Origin of the sequence: Streptomyces mirabilis, from assembly GCF_018310535.1 — a bacterium.
Classification (GTDB): domain Bacteria; phylum Actinomycetota; class Actinomycetes; order Streptomycetales; family Streptomycetaceae; genus Streptomyces.
The window spans coordinates 1446817-1465848 of sequence record NZ_CP074102.1; the positions used below are offsets into that span (position 1 = coordinate 1446817).

General features: G+C 69.3%; 16 protein-coding genes and 1 pseudogene. 13 read left to right on the plus strand and 4 right to left on the minus strand.

The genetic code is table 11. The features are described from left to right. Window positions 1-23 precede the first annotated feature (23 nt). The 8 genes from SMIR_RS06480 (at window position 24) to SMIR_RS06515 (ending at window position 9931) form a co-directional block, all read left to right on the plus strand. Window positions 24-1286 (plus strand): ABC transporter substrate-binding protein, encoded by a 1263-nt coding sequence (locus SMIR_RS06480; RefSeq protein ID WP_212726733.1) that lies wholly within the window; start codon window positions 24-26, stop codon window positions 1284-1286. 32 nt (window positions 1287-1318) lie between these two features. After that, window positions 1319-2281, plus strand: a complete 963-nt coding sequence (locus SMIR_RS06485) for a carbohydrate ABC transporter permease (RefSeq protein ID WP_168496908.1) — start codon at window positions 1319-1321, stop codon at window positions 2279-2281. Next, the gene (locus SMIR_RS06490; protein WP_212726734.1) at window positions 2278-3159 is read left to right on the plus strand and encodes a carbohydrate ABC transporter permease; all 882 of its coding nucleotides are present in this window, start codon (window positions 2278-2280) and stop codon (window positions 3157-3159) included. Before SMIR_RS06485 ends, SMIR_RS06490 begins: the two co-directional genes overlap by 4 nt. A gap of 42 nt (window positions 3160-3201) precedes the next feature. Beyond that, on the plus strand, window positions 3202-6108 hold the full coding sequence (locus tag SMIR_RS06495; RefSeq protein ID WP_168496906.1) for a glycoside hydrolase family 2 TIM barrel-domain containing protein: 2907 nt from the start codon (window positions 3202-3204) through the stop codon (window positions 6106-6108). After that, the gene (locus tag SMIR_RS06500; RefSeq protein ID WP_212726735.1) at window positions 6101-7270 is read left to right on the plus strand and encodes an MFS transporter; all 1170 of its coding nucleotides are present in this window, start codon (window positions 6101-6103) and stop codon (window positions 7268-7270) included. Before SMIR_RS06495 ends, SMIR_RS06500 begins: the two co-directional genes overlap by 8 nt. Then, a complete protein-coding gene (locus SMIR_RS06505; RefSeq protein WP_168496902.1) occupies window positions 7267-8262 on the plus strand; it encodes an ABC transporter ATP-binding protein in 996 nt (331 codons plus the stop codon). The genes SMIR_RS06500 and SMIR_RS06505 overlap by 4 nt, the downstream gene beginning before the upstream one ends. 71 nt (window positions 8263-8333) lie before the next feature. Then, window positions 8334-9068, plus strand: a complete 735-nt coding sequence (locus SMIR_RS06510) for an ABC-2 family transporter protein (protein WP_212728320.1) — start codon at window positions 8334-8336, stop codon at window positions 9066-9068. 20 nt (window positions 9069-9088) lie between these two features. Further along, a complete protein-coding gene (locus tag SMIR_RS06515; RefSeq protein WP_422664510.1) occupies window positions 9089-9931 on the plus strand; it encodes an ABC transporter permease in 843 nt (280 codons plus the stop codon). On the opposite strand, the gene SMIR_RS06520 is transcribed toward SMIR_RS06515, so the two are convergent. The 4 genes and pseudogenes from SMIR_RS06520 to uppS all read right to left on the minus strand — a co-directional run bounded on the left by SMIR_RS06520 (window position 9910) and on the right by uppS (window position 13550). Continuing rightward, entirely contained in the window at window positions 9910-11217 is a 1308-nt protein-coding gene (locus SMIR_RS06520; RefSeq protein ID WP_168501363.1) for an MFS transporter, read from the minus strand. The two genes, SMIR_RS06515 and SMIR_RS06520, sit on opposite strands and share 22 nt — an antisense overlap. A 53-nt stretch (window positions 11218-11270) precedes the next feature. Beyond that, a complete protein-coding gene (locus tag SMIR_RS44265) occupies window positions 11271-11402 on the minus strand; it encodes a hypothetical protein (RefSeq protein WP_283959551.1) in 132 nt (43 codons plus the stop codon). A 189-nt stretch (window positions 11403-11591) separates the two neighbouring features. Continuing rightward, a complete protein-coding gene (locus tag SMIR_RS06525) occupies window positions 11592-12536 on the minus strand; it encodes a hypothetical protein (protein WP_168496900.1) in 945 nt (314 codons plus the stop codon). Between the two features lie 235 nt (window positions 12537-12771). Continuing rightward, window positions 12772-13550 (minus strand): annotated as a pseudogene (gene uppS / locus SMIR_RS06530) (polyprenyl diphosphate synthase). Between the two features lie 504 nt (window positions 13551-14054). Between uppS and SMIR_RS06535 the strand changes: the two are divergent. The 5 genes from SMIR_RS06535 (at window position 14055) to SMIR_RS06555 (ending at window position 18980) form a co-directional block, all read left to right on the plus strand. Beyond that, the gene (locus SMIR_RS06535) at window positions 14055-14717 is read left to right on the plus strand and encodes a hydrolase (RefSeq protein ID WP_168496898.1); all 663 of its coding nucleotides are present in this window, start codon (window positions 14055-14057) and stop codon (window positions 14715-14717) included. A gap of 438 nt (window positions 14718-15155) precedes the next feature. Further along, window positions 15156-15842 carry a YoaK family protein gene (locus SMIR_RS06540; RefSeq protein WP_422664408.1) on the plus strand — a complete coding sequence of 229 codons (687 nt, stop codon included), beginning with the start codon at window positions 15156-15158 and terminating at the stop codon, window positions 15840-15842. 99 nt (window positions 15843-15941) lie between these two features. After that, entirely contained in the window at window positions 15942-17831 is a 1890-nt protein-coding gene (locus tag SMIR_RS06545) for an amidohydrolase (protein ID WP_212726736.1), read from the plus strand. A 53-nt stretch (window positions 17832-17884) separates the two neighbouring features. After that, entirely contained in the window at window positions 17885-18379 is a 495-nt protein-coding gene (locus SMIR_RS06550) for a DoxX family protein (protein WP_168496892.1), read from the plus strand. A 97-nt stretch (window positions 18380-18476) separates the two neighbouring features. Beyond that, entirely contained in the window at window positions 18477-18980 is a 504-nt protein-coding gene (locus SMIR_RS06555) for a MarR family winged helix-turn-helix transcriptional regulator (protein WP_248003187.1), read from the plus strand. Window positions 18981-19032: the final 52 nt, after the last annotated feature.

Consider the following 19032-nt stretch of genomic DNA (forward strand, 5'->3'; position numbering starts at 1 on the left):
GTACAAGAGACAAGGACGTCACCATGTCGGCAATGAGCAGCAACTGGGACCGTCGATCCGTCCTGCGGGCCGCCGCGGGGCTGGCCGCGCTGGGGCCGCTGGCCGCGTGTGGAAGCAACAACGGGCGGTCCGGGGGCGGGAGTTCGGGCAAGTCCATCAAGCAGTACTTCCACGCGTACGGGGAGGCCGGCGTCGAGGACGCTCTCAAGCGGTACGCGAAGGGCTACGACAAGGCCGCGGTGAACACGCAGTGGATCACCAGCGCGGACTACGAGAGCAAGCTCTTCTCCGCGCTGCTCACCGACAACGCCCCCGACGTGTTCGAGTTCCACCCGCAGATCCAGCTCATCAAGAGCGGTCAGGTGGCGGACCTGAGCGACATCATCGATCCGGTCAAGTCCGACTTCAACCCGGCCGACATCGCCTCGCACACGGTGGACGGGAAGATATACGGCGTCCGGATGATCGACGACCCGCAGTTCTTCTTCTACCGCAAGTCCGTGCTGGAGAAGGCGAAGATCCAGCCGCCGACCACGCTGGACGAACTGATCGAGGCCGCGGCGAAGCTCACCACCGGCAAGGTCAAGGGCCTGTTCATCGGCAATGACCTGCACGCCGTCATCAACCCGCTGATCTGGTCGTCCGGCGCCGACACCCTCGACGCGAAGAACCAGATCGCGTACCACACGGAGGGCGTCAAGGAGGGCATCAAGAAGATGCGCCAGCTGTTCACCAGCGGCCACCTTCTCCTCGACGCCCCGACCGACTACTGGGACCCCTCCGCCATCGTGCAGGGTCTGACCCCCATCCAGTTCTGCGGTATGTGGGCCATGCCGGTCATGCAGAAGGCGCTCGGCGACGACCTCGGGATCTTCCCCTTCCCGAAGGTCACCGACTCCGGCAAGCAGTCGGTCGTCAACGGCGGCTGGTCGATGTTCGTCAACGCCAAGGGCAAGAACGTCGACCTGGCCAAGGAGTACGTGAAGTGGCTGTGGATCGACCAGAAGAAGTACCAGGAGGACTTCGCGCTGTCGTACGGCTTCCACATCCCGCCGCGCGCCTCGATCGCCGCGTCCGCCACCAAGCTCAAGACGGGCCTGCCCGCTGAGGGCGTCAAGCTCTTCAACGACTTCGGGCACTTCGACAACATCGGCTGGACCCAGGCCATGATCACCGCGCTGGAGGACGTCTTCGCCAACTGCGTCCGCAAGAACGGTGATCCGGAGGCCGAGCTCTCCAAGGCCGACAGCACCGTCAACCGCGAGCTCAAGAAGCTCTTCGGATAGGCCGGGACGGAGACAGACGGACGGGTAGCGACATGTCGACCACCACCACGCGCGGTGTCGCGCGCCCCGCCTCGGCCAAGGCCTCACCGGCCAGGCCGCGGCGGGGGCTGCGAGGCAGCAGCACCTTCAACTTCTGGCTCTTCACGAGCCCTTTCCTCATCGGCCTGACGGTCTTCGTCTATGTGCCGATCGGCTGGAGCCTCTGGCTGAGCTTCTTCGAGGCGCGCTTCACGGTGACGCCGAGCAAGTTCGTCGGCTTCGACAACTACTGGCAGATGCTGCAGGACAGCAAATTCACCGGTTCGCTCGTCACCTTCACCGTGTTCGCCGTCTTCATCGTGCCCGCCACCTGGGCGCTGTCGCTGGGTCTCGCCCTGCTGGTGAACCGGCTGCGCTTCATGAAGGCGTTCTTCCGCTCCGTCTTCTTCCTGCCGACCGCGTGCAGTTACGTCGCCGCCGCGCTGATCTGGAAGATGTCGATGTTCAGCGGGGTCCGCTTCGGCCTGATGAACACGATCCTCGGCTGGTTCGGCGTCGAGAACATCGCCTGGCTCGCCAACCCCGATCCGCCCTGGTACTGGCTGGTCATCGTGACGCTGCGGCTGTGGCTGCAGGCCGGTTTCTACATGATCCTGTTCCTCGCGGCGCTGCAGAACATCCCGCCCGAGCTGTACGAGGCCGCCGCCATCGACGGCGCCAAGCCCGGCTGGCAGACCTTCCGCTACATCACCCTGCCGCAGCTGCGGGCCACCTCGACCGCGGTGATCCTGCTGCTGGTCATCGCCGCCTACCAGGCCTTCGACGAGTTCTTCAACCTATTGGCGAAGACGACCTGGGGCCGGCCGCCGCTCGTCGAGCTGTACTACACCGCGCTGGGCGAGAGCCAGGACTACGGCGAGGGCAGCGCGGGCGCGGTGATCCTCACCCTGCTGATCCTCATCGTGACCCTGGCGCAGGGCAAGTTCCTGGGCTTCGGAAGGAGTGACGACAAGTGACCGCCACCGTGCCTCCCGTCACTCCGGTCGACAAGCCACGCCGTATCAAGCGCGGCAGCGTCATCGGCAACACCGGCCTGTACGTCTCCATCGGCGTCGCCGCCCTGCTCTTCCTGGTCCCCTTCTATCTGATCGCCCGCAACGCGCTGTCGACGGACCCCGAAATCACCGGCGAGAACTGGAAGTTCTTCCCCACGAACCCCCAGTGGAGCAACTTCACCGAGCTGTTCCACGACACGACGGTCGATTTCGGCCGTTCGCTGTTCAACTCGGCGGTCGTCGCCGTACTGATCACCGTGGGCACCCTGCTGGTCTGCTCGCTCGCCGGCTACGGCCTGGCCCGTATCCCGTACAGGCACGCCAACAAGATCTTCTACCTGGTCCTGGGGACCCTGATGGTGCCGCCCGCCGTCACCTTCGTCCCGAGCTTCGTGCTGGTCTCCTCGCTGGGCTGGGTGGACAGTTACCGGGGTCTCGTCATTCCGGTGCTCTTCAGTGGTTTCGCCTGCTTCCTCTTCCGGCAGTACTTCCTGGGGTTCCCCAAGGAGCTGGAGGAGGCGGCGCGCGTGGACGGGCTCGGCTACTGGGGCGCGTACTGGCGCATCGTCGTACCGAACTCCCTGAACTTCTTCGCCGCCATCGCGACCATCACCTTCATCAGCGGCTGGAACGCCTTCCTGTGGCCGCTGGTCATCGGTCAGGACCCGAGCGCCTGGACCGTGCAGATCGCGCTCTCCTCGTACATGACCAACCAGACCGTCAACTACCACCTGATCTTCATGGCCACCGCCATTTCCATCCTGCCCCTGGTGTTCGTGTTCCTCTTCCTCCAGCGCTGGCTGGTGCAGGGGGTCGCGCAGACCGGCATCAAGGGCTGATCGACAAGCTCGACGGGCACCAAGGGACGATCTAGGAGACCGATGTCTTTCCGCACGACTTCCGCCATTGACTACGTCGAGGACGTCTCGCCGGGCAGCGGGGCGCTCCCGCCACGCGCCCGTTACGCGTCCTCGGACGCGCGGTCCTTGTCACTGAACGGCAGTTGGCGCTTCCGTCTGTCCCCCACCGCCGACGCCGAGGACGACTCGTTCGCGGCGGAGGGGTTCGACGCCGGGGACTGGGCCGAGGTGTCCGTCCCCGGCCACTGGGTCCTCCAGGGGCACGGCTCACCGATCTACACCAACCACCTCTACCCGTTCCCGGTCGACCCGCCGCGCGTGCCGACCGGGAACCCGACCGGCGATCATCTGCACACCTTCGACCTGCCGTCCGACTGGCCCTCGGACGGCGGGGCGGTGCTGCGCTTCGACGGGGTCGAGTCCTGTGCCCGGGTCTGGCTGAACGGCACGGACATCGGGGAGTTCAAGGGCTCGCGGCTGCCGCACGAGTTCGCGGTCGGCCATCTGCTGAAGCCGGGCGGCAATGCGCTGGCGGTCCGTGTCCACCAGTGGTCGGCAGGCTCGTACCTGGAAGACCAGGACCAGTGGTGGCTGCCGGGCATCTTCCGGGACGTCACGCTCCTGCACCGCCCGGCGGGCGGCGTCCTCGACTTCTTCGTGCACGCCTCGTACGACCACGTCGAAGGCCTCGGGACCCTGCGCGTCGACTCCGACGTCGACGGCCGGGTCACCGTGCCCGCCCTCGACATCGATGTCGCGACCGGCGAGTCGGTCACCGTCCCGGTACGGCCGTGGACGGCCGAGACACCCCGGCTGTACGACGGTGTGCTCGCGACCGAGGGCGAGCGCGTCCCGCTGCGCGTCGGCTTCCGCACGGTCGCCCTGGAGGACGGCCTGATCAAGGTCAACGGCACGCCGCTCCTCTTCAAGGGTGTCAACCGGCACGAGTGGCACCCGGAGCGGGGCCGCGCCCTCGACCTGGAGACCATGCGCGAGGACGTGCTGCTGATGAAGCGGCACAACATCAACGCGGTGCGCACCTCGCACTATCCGCCGCACCCCGCCTTCCTCGACCTGTGCGACGAGTACGGCCTGTGGGTCGTCGACGAGTGCGACCTCGAGACGCACGGCTTCACCGAGCAGGCCTGGCGCGACAACCCGGTCGACGACGAGCGCTGGACCCCGGCCCTGCTCGACCGCGCGGCCCGCATGGTCGAGCGCGACAAGAACCACCCCTCCGTCGTCATCTGGTCCCTCGGCAACGAAGCCGGCACCGGGCGGGGACTGACCGCGATGGCCGAGTGGATCCGCGGCCGGGACGGCTCACGGCTCATCCACTACGAGGGTGACATCGACTGCCGTGACACGGACGTCTACTCGCGGATGTACGCCGACCACGCCGAGGTCGAGAGGATAGGCCGCGGGTTGGACGGCGGCACTCACAAGCGCCGCGGACTCCCCTTCATCCTCTGCGAGTACGGGCACGCCATGGGCAACGGGCCCGGCGGGATCGCCGACTACCAGCACCTGTTCGAGTCGTACGACCGCATCCAGGGCGGCTTCATCTGGGAGTGGATCGACCACGGCATCAAGGACGAGCGGTACGGGTTCGCGTACGGCGGCGACTTCGGCGAGGAGCTGCACGACGGGAACTTCGTCTGCGACGGACTGCTCTTCCCGGACCGGACCCCGTCCCCCGGCCTGGTCGAGTACAAGAAGGTGATCGAGCCCGTCCGGATCGTCGGATGGGGGTCCCCCCTGCTCGAGCGGAGCCGAGAGCTTGGGGGAGGGGCGGACGGGACCGTGCGGGTCACCAACGCGTACGACTTCGCCGATCTGTCCGCGCTGGCCTTCGAGTGGTCCTTCCAGGTCGACGGGGAGACCGTCGAGGCGGGCGTCCTGCCGGTGCCGGAGCTCGCCCCGGGTGAATCCGCGGACGTGAAGCTGCCGGACCCGCCGGCCGACCCACGGGACGGGGAGACCCAGTGGACGGTACGGGCGACGCTCGCGGCCGACACCGTGTGGGGGCCGAAGGACCACCTGGTGGCCTGGGCGCAGTTCCCGCTCTCGGCACGGCCGTTGACCGCCGTGGCGCAGAGCGACGGACCGGTCCTCGGCAAGGGGCAGATCACCCTGGGCCCGGCGGCCTTCGACGCCCGTACGGGCGCGCTGCGGTCGATCGGCGGGGTCGATGTCAGGGGGCTGCGTCTGGACGTGTGGCGTGCGCCGACCGACAACGACAACGGGGCGGCCTGGCAGCCGGATCTGCGCTACGGCCCGCTGTGGCGCGAGCTCGGCCTGCACCGGATGCAGCACCGGCTGGAATCGGTGGAGTTGGGCGACGACGCGCTGACCGTACGGACCCGGGTGGCGCCCGCCGCCCGCGAGGTGGCCCTGCGCACGGTCTACCGGTGGACGTCCGACGGAACACGGCTGCGGCTGACCGTGTCAGTGGCGCCCGAAGGCGACTGGACGCTGCCGCTGCCCCGGCTCGGGATCAGGCTGGGGCTCGCGGGCTCGGTGGACGGGGCGAGGTGGTTCGGCGGCGGTCCCGGCGAGGCCTATCCGGACACCAAGTCGGCCTCAATGGTGGGGCATTGGGAGTCGACCATCGACGGACTCCAGACGCCGTACGTCCGTCCGCAGGAGAACGGCGCCCGGGCCGACGTCCGCTGGGTGGAGATCGGCGGGCTGCGGGTCGAGGGCGAGCCGGAGTTCTGGTTCACCGCACGCCGCTGGACGTCGGAACAGCTCGACGCGGCCGAGCATCCGACCGATCTGAAGGCCGGTGACACCGTCTGGGTCAATCTCGACCACGGGCAGCAGGGCATCGGCTCGCAGTCGTGCGGTCCGGGCGCGCTTCCGCAGTACCAACTGCGTCCCGCGCCCGCCGAATTCACGTTCCTCTTCTCGGAGATCCATGGCTGACACCCTCACGAGGACCGCGGCCGGTCGGCTCTTCAGCCGACCGGCCGCGGTCGCGTCGTGTATCGGATTCGTCCTCATCGGCATGCTGCAAGCGCTCTACGGCCCGGCGGTCCCGGGCCTGCGCGCGCAGTACGGCCTCTCCCCCTCGGCGGCGGGCCTCGGTCTGAGCCTGCACTTCACCGGCGGGGTCGCGGGTGTCCTCGCCTTCAACGCGATCCACTCCCGGATCTCCAACAGGGCGCTCCTGTCGGTCAGTTACGCGCTGATGGCGGCGGATGGCGCGGGCTTCGCGCTCGCTCCGAACTGGCCGCTCGCGCTCGCCGCCGCCTTCCTCGGCGGCCTCGGCTTCGGCGGCATCGACTACGGCCTCAACCAACTGTTCGCGGTCGGTTTCGGCGACCGGTCGACGGCCATGCTGAACGTCCTCAACGCGCACTTCGGCATCGGCGCGGTCCTCGGCCCGGCGCTGGTCGCGTGGCTGGGCCCCGGCGACTACCCGTACGCCTTCGGGGTGTGCGCGGTGCTCGCCGGGGCGCTGATCCTGTGCACGGGAGGGGTACGCAGCGAGGCACCGCCCGCCTCCCCGGCCGAGCGGCCCGCCGCTTCCGGTGGCCTGCTCTCCCGCGTCCTGGTGGGCTTCCTGCTCCTCTACATCCTGAACGTCGGCGTCGAAGCGGGCGTCGGCGGCTGGGAACCCACCCACCTGGAGACCGTCGGCTACAGCGCGACGGTCGCCGCCTCCGCCACCTCCCTCTACTGGCTGATGATGACCGCGGGCCGCTTCCTCGTCGTCCCCCTCACCCTGCGGTACGCACCGGAGCGCATCCTCGCCGTCTGCGCGGCCGGGATGACCGCCTGCCTGCTGCTGGCGCTGATACCGGGCGCGGCCCCGGCGGCGTACGCCGGTGTGGGTCTGTTCATCGCGCCCGTCTTCCCGACCGGCCTGCCGTGGCTCAACCGGGCCCTCCCCCGGGCGAAGCGGGCCGGGGCCTGGGTGATCGCGGCCTCGATGATCGGTGGGGTGGCGGCTCCCCCGCTGCTCGGCGTGGGCATCGAGGCGTCGGGCATCCACGCCGTCCCCTGGCTGCTGACCACCTTGTCCGCGGCCTCGCTCGTGGCCACCGTGTGGCTGATCGCACTGACCCGGAAGGCGTCCGTATGAGCGGCAGCATCCAGGTCCGGGGGCTCTCCCGGACCTTTCACACCACCGTGCGCCGCCCGGGCTTCGCGGGCGCGCTCAAGTCCCTCGTCAAGCCCGAGCGGGTCGCGAAGGAGGCCGTCTGCGACGTCACCTTCGAGGTGGCGCCCGGCGAACTGCTCGCGCTGCTCGGCCCGAACGGCGCCGGCAAGTCCACCACCATCAAGATGCTCACCGGCATCCTCACCCCGACCTCCGGCGAGGCGCGCGTCGCGGGCGTCGTCCCGTACCGGGAGCGCGAGCGCAACGCGCGCAACATCGGGGCGGTCTTCGGACAGCGCACCCAGCTGTGGTGGGACCTGCCGGTGCGCGAGTCCTTCGCGATCCTGCGGGACATCTACGGGGTGCCGGAGCGAGAACACCGCGTCCGGCTTGGCGAGTTCGACGAACTGCTCGACCTCTCCTCCTTCTGGGACACCCGCGTACGCCATCTCTCCCTCGGCCAGCGGGTGCGCTGCGACCTCGCCGCCGCGCTGCTGCACGACCCGCCCGTGGTGTTCCTCGACGAGCCCACCATCGGCATGGACGTGGTCGTCAAGGAACAGGTGCGCGGCTTCCTCAAGCACCAGGTGGAGGAGCGCGGCCGGACCGTGCTGCTCACCACGCACGACATGACGGAGGTCGAGCGGCTCGCCGAGCGGGTCGTCCTCGTCAACCACGGGCGGCTCGTCCTCGACGGCACGCTGGACGAGATCAGGCGCAGGTTCGGCTCGACCTGGCAGGTGCGGGCCACGCTCGCCGATCCGCAGGCGGCGATCGCCCCGCCGCCGGGCATCGCACTGCTGCGCCGCGAGGGCCCCCAGGTGGTGTTCGGGCCGGACGGGCCGGGCGCCCCGACGGTTCACCAGGCGCTCAAGCAGGTCGTCGAGCGGTACGAGGTGACCGACCTCGCGATCGACGAGGCGGACCTGGAGGACGTGATGCGGGCGGCGTACGTCCAGGCGGAGGCCGCGTGAGCGCGACCGTCCCCGGCGGCTGGCGGGCCGCCCGAGTCACCCCGCTCGGCGAGCTGCACACCCCGCCCCGGATGACCGCCGCGCTGCTGCGCCTCGTCGTGCAGGTGGTGCTGGTGGCCTCGCTGTGGCGCGGCCTGTACGCGACGACCGGCACCACCGCGGGCCTCACCCGCGACCAGGCCGTCACCTACGCCGTGCTCGCGGTACTGGCCACCCGGATCCGGGCGTTGGACCAGTACTCGGGCCGGGACACCGTCCAGCAGCACATGCACTTCGGCACCATCGTGTACTGGTATCTGCGCCCGCTGCCCCCGCAGCGCTACTACGCGCTGCGGGCGCTCGGCGAACAACTCTACGGATTCGTCTGGGCGTCGACCGGATACGCGGCGTGTCTGGCCGCCGGGGTCGTGCGGCCGCCCGGGTCGGCGGCCGTGGCGGCGGTGTTCGGGCTGAGCGTGCTGCTCGGCCAGTGGGTCCTTTACTACGTGATGCTGGTCATCGACCAGCTGTGCTTCTGGACGCTCCGCAACGGCGCCGCGATCCTGATCCTGGTCTTCGCGCAGAACCTGCTGTCCGGGGTGTACGCGCCGCTGTGGTTCTTCCCCGGCTGGTTCATCACGCTCAGCCGCTTCCTGCCCTTCCAGGCGACGCTGAGCGTGCCGCTGTCGCTCTACGTGGGACGGATCCCGTTGTCGCAGGCGGGTCCCCAACTCGCCCTGCAGGCCGCGTGGGTGGTGGCTCTCGCCCTGTTCACCCGGCTGCTGTGGCGCCGGGCCGCCCGGCGCGTGATCTCGCAGGGAGGCTGAGCATGACGGACGGACTGAACATGACGGACAGGCTGAACAGGACGGACAAGCTCAGCACATCACTGAAATCCCTGCGGATCGTGTGGCGGATCACGCGTCTCAACTTCCGCGCACAGCTGGAGTACCGCTCCGAGTTCCTGCTGATGATCGCGATCGGCGCGATCTGGCAGGTGTCGGTGATCGTCTTCGCTACGGTGCTGCTCACCCGGTTCACCGGGATGGGCGGCTGGGCGAGCCAGGACGTGCTGCTGATCGCGGCGACACGGATGCTTGCGCACGGTCTGTTCGTGCTCTTCCTGGGCCGGGTGCACGGACTGGCCCGGCACATCCAGGAGGGCGTGATCGACACGTACCTGGTCCGCCCGATGCCGGTCCACCGGCAACTCCAGCTCTCCGTCTTCCCCACGAACGCGATCGGCGACCTGACGGTGGCGACCGGTCTGATGGTGGGCGCGCTGACCCGCAGCCAGCTGGACTGGAACGCGGCCCGGATCTCGTACCTCGTCGTCTGTGTCCTGGGCGGGATGCTCCTGGAGGCGGCCCTGTTCACGGCGGTGGCCTGCGCCTCGCTGCGCTTCCCGGCCGCCGACTACTGGGGGCGCTGGCTGGAGGAACTGCTCGGCACGTTCGGCAGCTATCCGCTCAATGTGCTGCCGCGCGCGGTCGGCGGTTTCCTCACCTTCGGGCTGCCGCTGGCCTTCGTCGCCTACTTCCCGGCCGCCGTACTGACCGGCCACGGCGGCGACTCGGGGGTGCCGTACTGGCTGGCGGCGGCCTCACCGCTGGTGGGGCTGCTCGCCTATCTGGGCGCGCGGCTGCTGTGGCGCTGGAGCCTCGGTCACTACTCCGGGGTCAACGGCTGACGACCGGTGGCGCCGGCCCCGTCCGTACGGGGTCGGCGCACCGGGGTGAGCAGGGCCAGTACGGCGACGAGCAAGCAGCAGACGCCCGCGACCACGCCCACCACCGCCGTGCCGTGGCGCCCCGCGGCCCAGGTGAGGACGGCCGCGCCGGCCGGGGCCGCCGAGTAGTGCAGGGTCCAGAACGCCGAGGTGACCCGCCCGAGCAGATGCTCCGGAGTCACCTCCTGCCGCAGCGACATGGAGCACGTGCCCGCCACGCTCCCGAAGCCCAGGAAGACCGCGGTCAGGGCGGCGACGGCCGGCACGCTGTGGGCCCAACCCACGCCCGCCAGCGCGCATCCGCACACCGCCACCGACCCGATCCAGGTCGGGCCGAAGCCCAGGCGCCGGCGCACCCGGGCCACCAGGAGCGCCCCGGCGATCGTGCCGAGCGCACCGGCCGCGAACACGGTGCCGACCGCGGCGTCGTCGCGGCCGAGATCGTGCTTGAGGTGGTAGATCAGCAGGTCGTTCAGGCCGAGGGTCAGGAAGCTGAAGAAGGACAGCAGGACGGTCAGCACGCGCAGCACCGGGTGCCGGACCAGGAAGGACACCCCGGCGAGCAGATCCGTCCGCAGCCGCCGGACCGCTCCCGCTCCGGCCGCGGCTCCCGGTGCGGGGCGTGTGGTGCCCTTGAACCGTACGAAGCCGACGCAGACGGCCGACACGCCGAAGCTCGCGGCATCCACGCCGACGGCGGCGGCCGGGCCGAACCACGCCGCCACCAGCCCCGCGCACACCGGACCGGCCACCCCGGCCGCCGCCGCGGTCGCGTTCAGCCTGCCGTTGGCCTCCGTGATCCGCTCGACGCCGACGAGGTTGCGGACGACGGTGACGTAGGCGACGGAGAACAGCATGCCGACGGCCTCGCACAGCGGCAGGACCACGTAGAGCAGCCAGATCCGCGGTCCGAAGACCCAGACCAGCGGAATGACCGCGTACAGCGCCATGCGGAGCAGATCGCAGGTCACGAGCAGTTTCCTGCGGTCCACCCGGTCGACGACGACCCCGGCGAAGACCCCGGCCACGACCGAGGCCGCCCCGCCGACGGCCGTCAACAGGCCCATCTGTGCGACGGATCCGGTCGCGTGCAGCACGAGCAGCGGCAGGGCGATCAGGGCGAAGGAGTCCCCGAGGACCGACAGGGTCTGCGCGACCCAGAAGACACCGAAGTCCCGGTCCCGCCGAAGCGGGCGTGGCGGTTGCGGCAGTTCTTCGTCGGCAGTGGCTTCTGCGTCCCGCTTCAGAGGCCTGGGCTCTCGCCCACGCCGCGCGCTGTACGTCACCGTGTCGGCCCCCGTCACCCGATCCAGTCGTCGGCCAGCCTAGACGTGCGGGTGCGCGACCACCCCCACCTCGTGAGGAACAGCCATGTCGCGCTCATCGAGAAGTCGTCGCCGAAGCGCCGACCCAGGGCCGGCATCTCAGCCACATCACTCTCACTGCTCGACTCAACCGGCTGGGCATCCGGTCCTTGCCGAGCCGCACCACGGCGATCCGCGACCTGACTTCCGAAGTCCCAGCCGCAGTCGTCAACCGCCTCCTTGGCGCCAGCACTTCCACCGCTACCACCCCTGGTCGTTATCTCGGCCGGCCGGCGCGCGATGCGGGCCGGTGACCGTCACCGCGGACTCATCCAGTTGTTGAGTGCGATGCCGAAGGCGATGCTGCCCATCAGCAGCCCGCTGGCGAGGGTGACTGCAGCCAACTGGCCGGGAGTGGTGACATGGCGGCCGAGCCCGCACGCCGACCAGATGGCGTCGCGCAGCCCGAGCGCCATAGGGACGGTGAGCGCGCCGGTGGTGACAGCGGTGCGACCGGCGCGGCGCAGGCGGCCAACGGACGGTACAGCCACCAACTGCAGTGCGGTGTTGGCGACCATCACGAAGCCGAAGGTGCCGCTCAGGAAGACCAGGCAGTCCAGCAGGAAGACCGTGGCGGAGAAGCCCCCTTCGCTGACCGCGAATCCCGTGATGGCCAGCACCGTGCCTGCCGCACAGGCCGCGGCCGCAAGCCCCGTGAAGTGCCGGCGCATGAAGCCCAGCACGCCCACGTTGAGCGTCAGGGGCACACCTCGGCCCGCGGCGTTCGGCAGCCGGGCGGCGAGGGTTTCCATGAGCGGAGGGAGATCACCGAGCCAGTCGTCCGCTGGTCGAGTCCGGTCGCGGGGCGGCAGAAGGCGGGCAACGCGTCGATGCAGCACAAGATGCGCACACACCAGGCCGGTCAGCGGCACCAGGGAGACCGCCAGCCACGGCGTCGTTGAGTTCCAGAGCTGATGGTCGGCGCGGAGCGCCAGAGCCAGCCAGTCGGCGCCGATCGTCAGGGCGATGAGCAGCGTGGCGGCCAGCCCGGCGCGCAGCAACTGCTCGATGCGCGCGCTGGGCATTGGGTCGGCTGCGCGGCACAGCGGTACGCGCAGCGCACCGATCCCGGCCAGCAGCGGGACGAAGAACTTGGTGAACGACACGACGGCGTCGTACGGGTCGTCCTGCCACGGGCTTCCCGCACGCACGGCGTGGAGTGTGGTCAGGACGGCGAAGACGGTGAAAGCGGCGGCGTTCACCGCGGCCAGTCGTAAGGTTCGGGCCGCGGCCGGGCGGGCGGGGTGCCCTACCGGAAGCGCTGGTGGCACAAGTTCATCCCCTCTCGATGGAGTACAACGCCCAAGTTGAGGGCCGGCCGCTTTACCCTGATCCACTTCTGAGACGCGCCATAATCGCCCTCGCTCTCTGGGCCGGGACAAGGCCTGTGGCCCGCCGGCCCAGGAAGACCGGCATCACGAAGCCGCGAGGCGCTTTTCAGGCGCCGTAGCGACGCTGCCGGGCGGCGTACGCACGTACGGCACGCAGGAAGTCGACTTCGCGGAACGCCGGCCAATACGCCTCACAGAAGTAAAGCTCCGAGTAAGCGCTCTGCCACAGCAGGAAATTGGACATGCGCTGCTCTCCGCTGGTGCGGATGACCAGGTCGGGGTCGGGCTGGACGGCGGTGTACAGGTGGCGGGCGATGTCGTCCGCGGTCAGGTCATCGGCGAGGCCCCGCATCGACCTACCGGTCTCCGCCTGCTCGTACAGCAGATCGCGTACGGCGTCTACGAGTTCCTGGCGCCCTCCGTAGCCGACCGCAAGGGTTACGTGCGCTCCGGTGGTGCACTCCCGTGTGGCCTCGACGGCCTCTTTGAGGGCGCGAGCGGTGGTGTCGGGAAGCGTGTCGAACGCTCCGGCGACATGTAGCTGCCAGCGCGGTCGTGGCCTAGCAAGGTTCGTGGTCAGGACTTCCTCGATCACCTGCATCAGGAGGGAGACCTCGGCGTCATCGCGTCGTTGGAGGTTTTCGGCGGAGCAGACGAACACGGTGACGTGCCGGATCTGGAGGGCCTCGCACCACGAGAGCACATTCTCTACATGCTCGGCACCGTACTTGTGGCCAAGGCTCGGGTTCCCGATTCCTCGCTGGCGAGCCCAGCGGCGATTGCCATCCATGATCAGCCCGATGTGCCTGGGGAGCTCTATGCCCTGTACACCCGTCGGCGGAGCCGACGGGTGTACAGGGCATAGAGAGGATCGGTGACGCGCACGTCGGAGCCTTTCGGGGTGGAAGGAGGGTCGGGCGGGCGTTGGCCCGCCCCCGCGGCGCCCCGGTCCTTGCCTCCCGCAAGCGCCGAACCGCTCTCCGTGATGCGCTCCGCGTCTGTGGCCACAGTCTTGATACCGGACCGGAAAGAAAGCGCTTTTCGCCCGATCTATGCGCGTTACGCCGCCGCGGAACCGGCGCCTGCTCGGAGTGGCGCGCACAAGCGAGCCCCGCTCCATGTGATGCACGCCACGTGACACACGCCCCATATAGTTCATCATTCAACCTCTAGCTAGGAAGCGTCTTCTCTGGAAGATTGATTGACGCGAGCGTCCCCCTCGGGGGACGGAGCACCACCCCGGCGTGACACCCCAAGGAGGCCGTGATGCCGGCATCCAAGAACCGACCGCAGGGACTGCTGGCACGAGCCGGCCGCCTCTTCGGCCAACCCGCGGCCAGACACGCCAGGTCTGCGCCCCTTCCCGTGACAGAAGAAAAGGAACCCGTCATGTTCAACATCGCCAATGTCAAGGCCGCTCCCAGCCCGGACCTGCTGACTCCCGACAACTCCGTGATGCTGTTCGTCGACCATCAGCCGCAGATGTTCTTCGGGACCGGAAGTGGCGACCGCGGCGCGATCATCAACGCCACCGTGGGCCTGGCCAAGGCCGCCAAGGCCTTCAATGTCCCCACCGTGCTGACCACGGTTGCCGCCGAGTCGTTCTCCGGCCCGCTGCTGCCGCAGCTCGCCGAGGTCTTCCCCGGCCAGGAGATCATCGACCGCACCACCATGAACGCGTGGGAGGACAGCGCGCTCGTCGAGGCCGTCAGGGCCACCGGCCGCAGGAAGATCATCCTGTCGGGCCTGTGGACCGAGGTGTGCCTGGTTCTCCCGGCGCTGTCCGCGCTCGGACAGGGCTACGAGGTGTACGTGGTGGCCGACGCCTCCGGCGGTGTCACCCCGCAGGCTCACGAGCACGCCCTCCAGCGCATGATCAACGCCGGTGCGGTGCCGGTCACCTGGATCCAGGTGCTGCTCGAGCTGCAGCGCGACTGGGCCCGCGGCGAGACCTACGGCGCTGTCATGGAGATCGTCAAGGAGCACGGCGGCGCCTACGGTCTCGGCGTCGTCTACGCCCAGTCCGTCATCGGCGCCCACGCCGCGGGCTGACCGCCGTCCGGGCCGCCGGCCCGAGGGCGCCCCGTCCCGGGCCGGCCCGGCCCGGGACCCAGGACCTCGATGTGCACGACATTCGGCGGTTTCGGCGGCGCGGACGTCATCTCGCGCCGCAGGGGAAACGCCACCCACCGCAGGCAGGCGCCGAACTGCACGCGAGTGACGGTCCGTTGGGCGGCCCCGGGAGGTGCCGCCGCGTGCAGGACCGAGCACGGTGGCCGTGTCGCCGGCCGCTGACCGGCGGTCGTGGGTGCTGGGGCGGCGCCTCGTCCGTGCGGCCGTCGGCCAGGTGGCCGAGGACACCGGCCGAGATCCTCGACACGGCCCAGGAGCCGGCCCGTGCCTGCGGCGAGCGTCCAGCCGGCACGGCGGACGAGGTCTCCAGTCAGAGCAACCCAGACCGAACACGGGTCGTGGCCCAAGGAAACGACAGTGACTATCAACCATCCGCCGGCCCAGCGTGCGCCGGGCGACCGTGAGCCGCTGCTGCCTGCCCTCATGACAGCGACGGCCGTGAGCGGCCTCATCGACGCGATCAGCTACCTGGGCCTGGGACATGTCTTCACCGCGAACATGACCGGCAATGTGGTCATCATCGGCTTCGCCGCCGCCGGCGTACCCGGCTTCTCGGTGCTCGGCTCGCTGGTGTCGCTCGCCGCCTTCCTGGTCGGTGCGGTGGCCGCCGGCCGTCTGGAAACCGTGATGCGCCACCGCACTTCGTCGCGCTGGCTGCGCTTGACCCTGGTGCTTGAAATGGTCTTGCTGGCCACCGCGACAGCCGTCGCCTTCGCCGCGAGCCATGCGGTCTATGCGCTCATCGCCCTGACCGCACTGGCCATGGGCCTGCGCAACGGGACGGTGCGCAAACTCGCCGTGCCGGATGTGACCACGACGGTGCTGACGCTCACTCTGACCGGACTGGCGTCCGACTCGACTCTGGCAGGCGGTACCAATCCGCGTGCCGGCCGCCGACTGGTCTCCGTGCTGGCGATGCTGACAGGCGCATTCGGGGGAGCCCTGCTCGTACAACACACGGGGCTTGGCTGGCCTTTGCTGGCCGGCACGTTCGGTACCGCTGCTGCCGTCCTGGCCGTGCCCCGCAGCTCATCCTCCAGCTGACACAGCCCGCGGTCACTCCCATCCCCACTGCGGCCCCCAACAGCCGCTTCACCCCTCACACGGCTTCTCAGAACCCCCTGCTCACTGGAGATGATTTCCATGGCCACTATGCCTGTGGCTGGCCTCCCCCCTGTCCACGACGACCACGTCGCCGACATCGTGGTCCGCAACGCCAAGATCTACACCGGCGACCCGGTGCACCCGCAGGCCGGCGCGGTCGCCATCAAGGACGGCAAGGTCACCGTGGTCGGTGACGACAAGGATGTCGCCCCCCTGATCAGCGCCCGGACCCGCGTGGTCGACGCGCTGGGCCGCCGGGTCATCCCCGGCCTCAACGACTCCCACGTGCACGTGATCCGGGGCGGCTTGAACTACGTCCTGGAACTGCGCTGGGACGGTGTGCCCACACTGCGCCAGGCTCTGGCGATGCTGCGCGAGCAGGCCGCCCGCACCCCCAAGGGGCAGTGGGTCAGGGTGGTCGGAGGATGGTCGGCGGACCAGTTCGCCGAGAAGCGCCTGCCGACCCTCGCCGAGCTGAACGCGGCCGCGCCGGACACACCGGTGTTCGTGCTGCACCTCTACCAGTCCGCCCTGATGAACCGCGCGGCGCTGAAGGCGGCCGGCTACACCAAGAGCACCCCTGACCCCAAGGGCGGTCAGCTCGTGCGTGGCCGCGACGGGGAGCCGACCGGCATGCTCCTGGCCGCGCCCAGCGCGCTCATCCTGTACTCCACCCTCGCCGCGGCACCGACCCTGCAGGGCGAGGACCTGAAGACCTCCACCCGGCACTTCTTCCGCGAGCTGAACCGGTTCGGCCTCACCTCGGCCATCGACGCGGCCGGTGGATTCCAGAACTTCCCCGACAACTACGGCACCGTCATCGACCTTGCCAGGGCCGGCCAGCTGTCGCTGCGCATCGCCTACCACCTCTTCCCGCAGACCCCGGGACAGGAGATCGACGACCTGCAGCGCTGGATCGGCATGATCCGGCCCGGAGACGGCGACGAATGGCTCCGGCTCAACGGCGCCGGAGAGAACCTGACCTGGTCGGCGGCCGACTTCGAGAATTTCACCGAGCCCCGGCCCGAACTGGCCGCGGACTACGAGGGAAGCTTCGAGAGGGCTGTGCGGCTGCTGATGGAGAACGGCTGGGGCTTCCGCCTGCACGCCACCTACGACGAGACGATCCGCCGCGACCTCGCGGTCTTCGAGAAGCTCGCCGCCGAGGGCCTGTTCCCCACCGGGAACCGCTGGCTGTTCGACCACGCGGAGACCGTCTCGAGCGACAGCCTGGACCGCATCGCCAAGCTCGGCGGCGCCATGTCGATCCAGAACCGGATGTCCTTCCAGGGCGAGGCGTTCGTACGCCGCTACGGCGCCGGAGCCGCCGCAGACGCACCGCCGGTGCGCGCCATGCTGGAGCGTGGCCTGACCGTCGGCGCAGGCACGGACGCCACCCGGGTGTCCTCCTACAACCCCTGGGTCGCGCTGCACTGGCTGGTCTCCGGCCGGACCGTCGGCGATCTGACGCTCTACCCGCCGGAGAACCGCGTCGGCCGCGAGACCGCACTGACCATGTACACCCAGGCCGGCGCCAAGCTCACCGGAGAGCAGGACGTCAAGGGCATCCTCAAGCCCGGGTTCTACGGCGACCTCGCCGTCCTCTCCGACGACTTCTTCGCCGTCCCCGAGCAGGACATCCCGCACATCGAGTCCCTCCTCACCGTCACCGGCGGCCGCATCGTCTACGCCACCGCCGAGTACGAGGGCCTGGACGAGGAGATTCCGGCGATCAGCCCGGCATGGAGCCCGGTCGCCCACTACGGCGGCTACCAGGCCACCGTCAAGCCCAGCATCTCGGGCGCGCGACAGGCCGAACTGCTCGGCCAGGCCGTCGCCGAGTCCGAGCAGCACCGGCAGTGGCGCACCCAGCGCGGCTTCATCCCGGAGGCTCGGACGGAGATCTTCGACACCTGCTTCGTGCTGTAAAGCACGGAAACTCACCACTACCGCACCACCTACCCACGCATGAGGAGAGTGTGATGAACACCGGATTGCTCATCCTGCGACTGGCCGTCGGCCTCCTATTCGTCGGGCATGGGATCCAGAAAGTCAGCCATCGCCTCGGCGGCCACGGGATCGAGGGTGGAGCGGCAGAGTTCGAAGCGGACGGGTTCCGCGGCGGCCGGCTCACCGCGGCCGCCGCGGGCCTCGGGCAGATCGCCGCGGGTCTGCTGCTCAGCGCAGGAGCGCTCGCCCCCTTGGCGGCCACCATCGCAGCGGGAGTGATGACGGTCGCGGTCACGGTCAAGTGGCGCAACGGGCTCTGGGTGCAGAACAACGGCTACGAGTACCCGCTCGTGCTGCTGATCCTGCCGGCCGTGCTGACGCTCACCGGACCCGGCCGCTGGTCGGTCGACCAGACCATCGGGCTGCTGCCCTGGGCCCCGTGGTGGACAGTCGCGGCCGTCGGCCTCGGCGTCTTCAGCGGGCTGATGACCCGCGTCATCCTCGCACGGCCGGACCTTCACCACTGAGTAGTAAGGCGTCGTGTCACTTGGTGAGGCGCGGGCCAGGCTGTGAGGTGAGCATCACACAGCCCGGCCACGTCGGCTTCGCGCTTAAGGAGTGCCTGTGGAGAGAATCGAATCGGCCAGCCTTGACGCGCAGCAGCCTGTGCGCGCCTTCAGCAGTGCGGCACGCTGGCTCACCGAGCACGTCGGGCAGGAATTCCGACGCGAGACCGGCATGTGGCAGATCCACTACGAGATGCTTTCTTGGCTGTCGGAAACTCCTGAGGGGCAACTGGGCCTGACCAAGTTGGCTCGGCGGATGGGGATATCGACAAGCAGACTCTCCCATCTGGTGGACCGTGCGCGGGAGCGCGGCTGGGTAGAGCGTGTACCGGATCCTGTCGGCCGTCGTATTGTTCTCGCCAGGCTGACCAGCGCGGGAAAACATGCCTTGCAAGCGGCAGCTCCCCTGCAGCTTGCATGTGTGCGCTCTCGCTTCCTCGATCGTCTCACCCCTGCCCAGATGGAGCAGCTGCGCGAGATCAGTGAGGCACTCATCGGGTCGGTCGACCAACAGGATGAAGACGGCGGTACAGGGTCGGGATACACGGGCACGTCAGCCTGACGTTGATTCCCTTGGCCGTAGCCCAGTAACGGCCCTTTACAAATGACGGGGG

Excerpts from the sequence above, each read along its gene's own strand:
- SMIR_RS06480 (WP_212726733.1), top strand. The coding sequence starts at position 24 with ATGTCGGCAATGAGCAGCAACTGGGACCGTCGATCCGTCCTGCGGGCC.
- SMIR_RS06485 (WP_168496908.1), top strand. The coding sequence starts at position 1,319 with ATGTCGACCACCACCACGCGCGGTGTCGCGCGCCCCGCCTCGGCCAAG.
- SMIR_RS06495 (WP_168496906.1), top strand. The coding sequence starts at position 3,202 with ATGTCTTTCCGCACGACTTCCGCCATTGACTACGTCGAGGACGTCTCG.
- SMIR_RS06500 (WP_212726735.1), top strand. The coding sequence starts at position 6,101 with ATGGCTGACACCCTCACGAGGACCGCGGCCGGTCGGCTCTTCAGCCGA.
- SMIR_RS06505 (WP_168496902.1), top strand. The coding sequence starts at position 7,267 with ATGAGCGGCAGCATCCAGGTCCGGGGGCTCTCCCGGACCTTTCACACC.
- SMIR_RS06510 (WP_212728320.1), top strand. The coding sequence starts at position 8,334 with ATGACCGCCGCGCTGCTGCGCCTCGTCGTGCAGGTGGTGCTGGTGGCC.
- SMIR_RS06515 (WP_422664510.1), top strand. The coding sequence starts at position 9,089 with ATGACGGACAGGCTGAACAGGACGGACAAGCTCAGCACATCACTGAAA.
- SMIR_RS06535 (WP_168496898.1), top strand. The coding sequence starts at position 14,055 with ATGTTCAACATCGCCAATGTCAAGGCCGCTCCCAGCCCGGACCTGCTG.
- SMIR_RS06545 (WP_212726736.1), top strand. The coding sequence starts at position 15,942 with ATGGCCACTATGCCTGTGGCTGGCCTCCCCCCTGTCCACGACGACCAC.
- SMIR_RS06550 (WP_168496892.1), top strand. The coding sequence starts at position 17,885 with ATGAACACCGGATTGCTCATCCTGCGACTGGCCGTCGGCCTCCTATTC.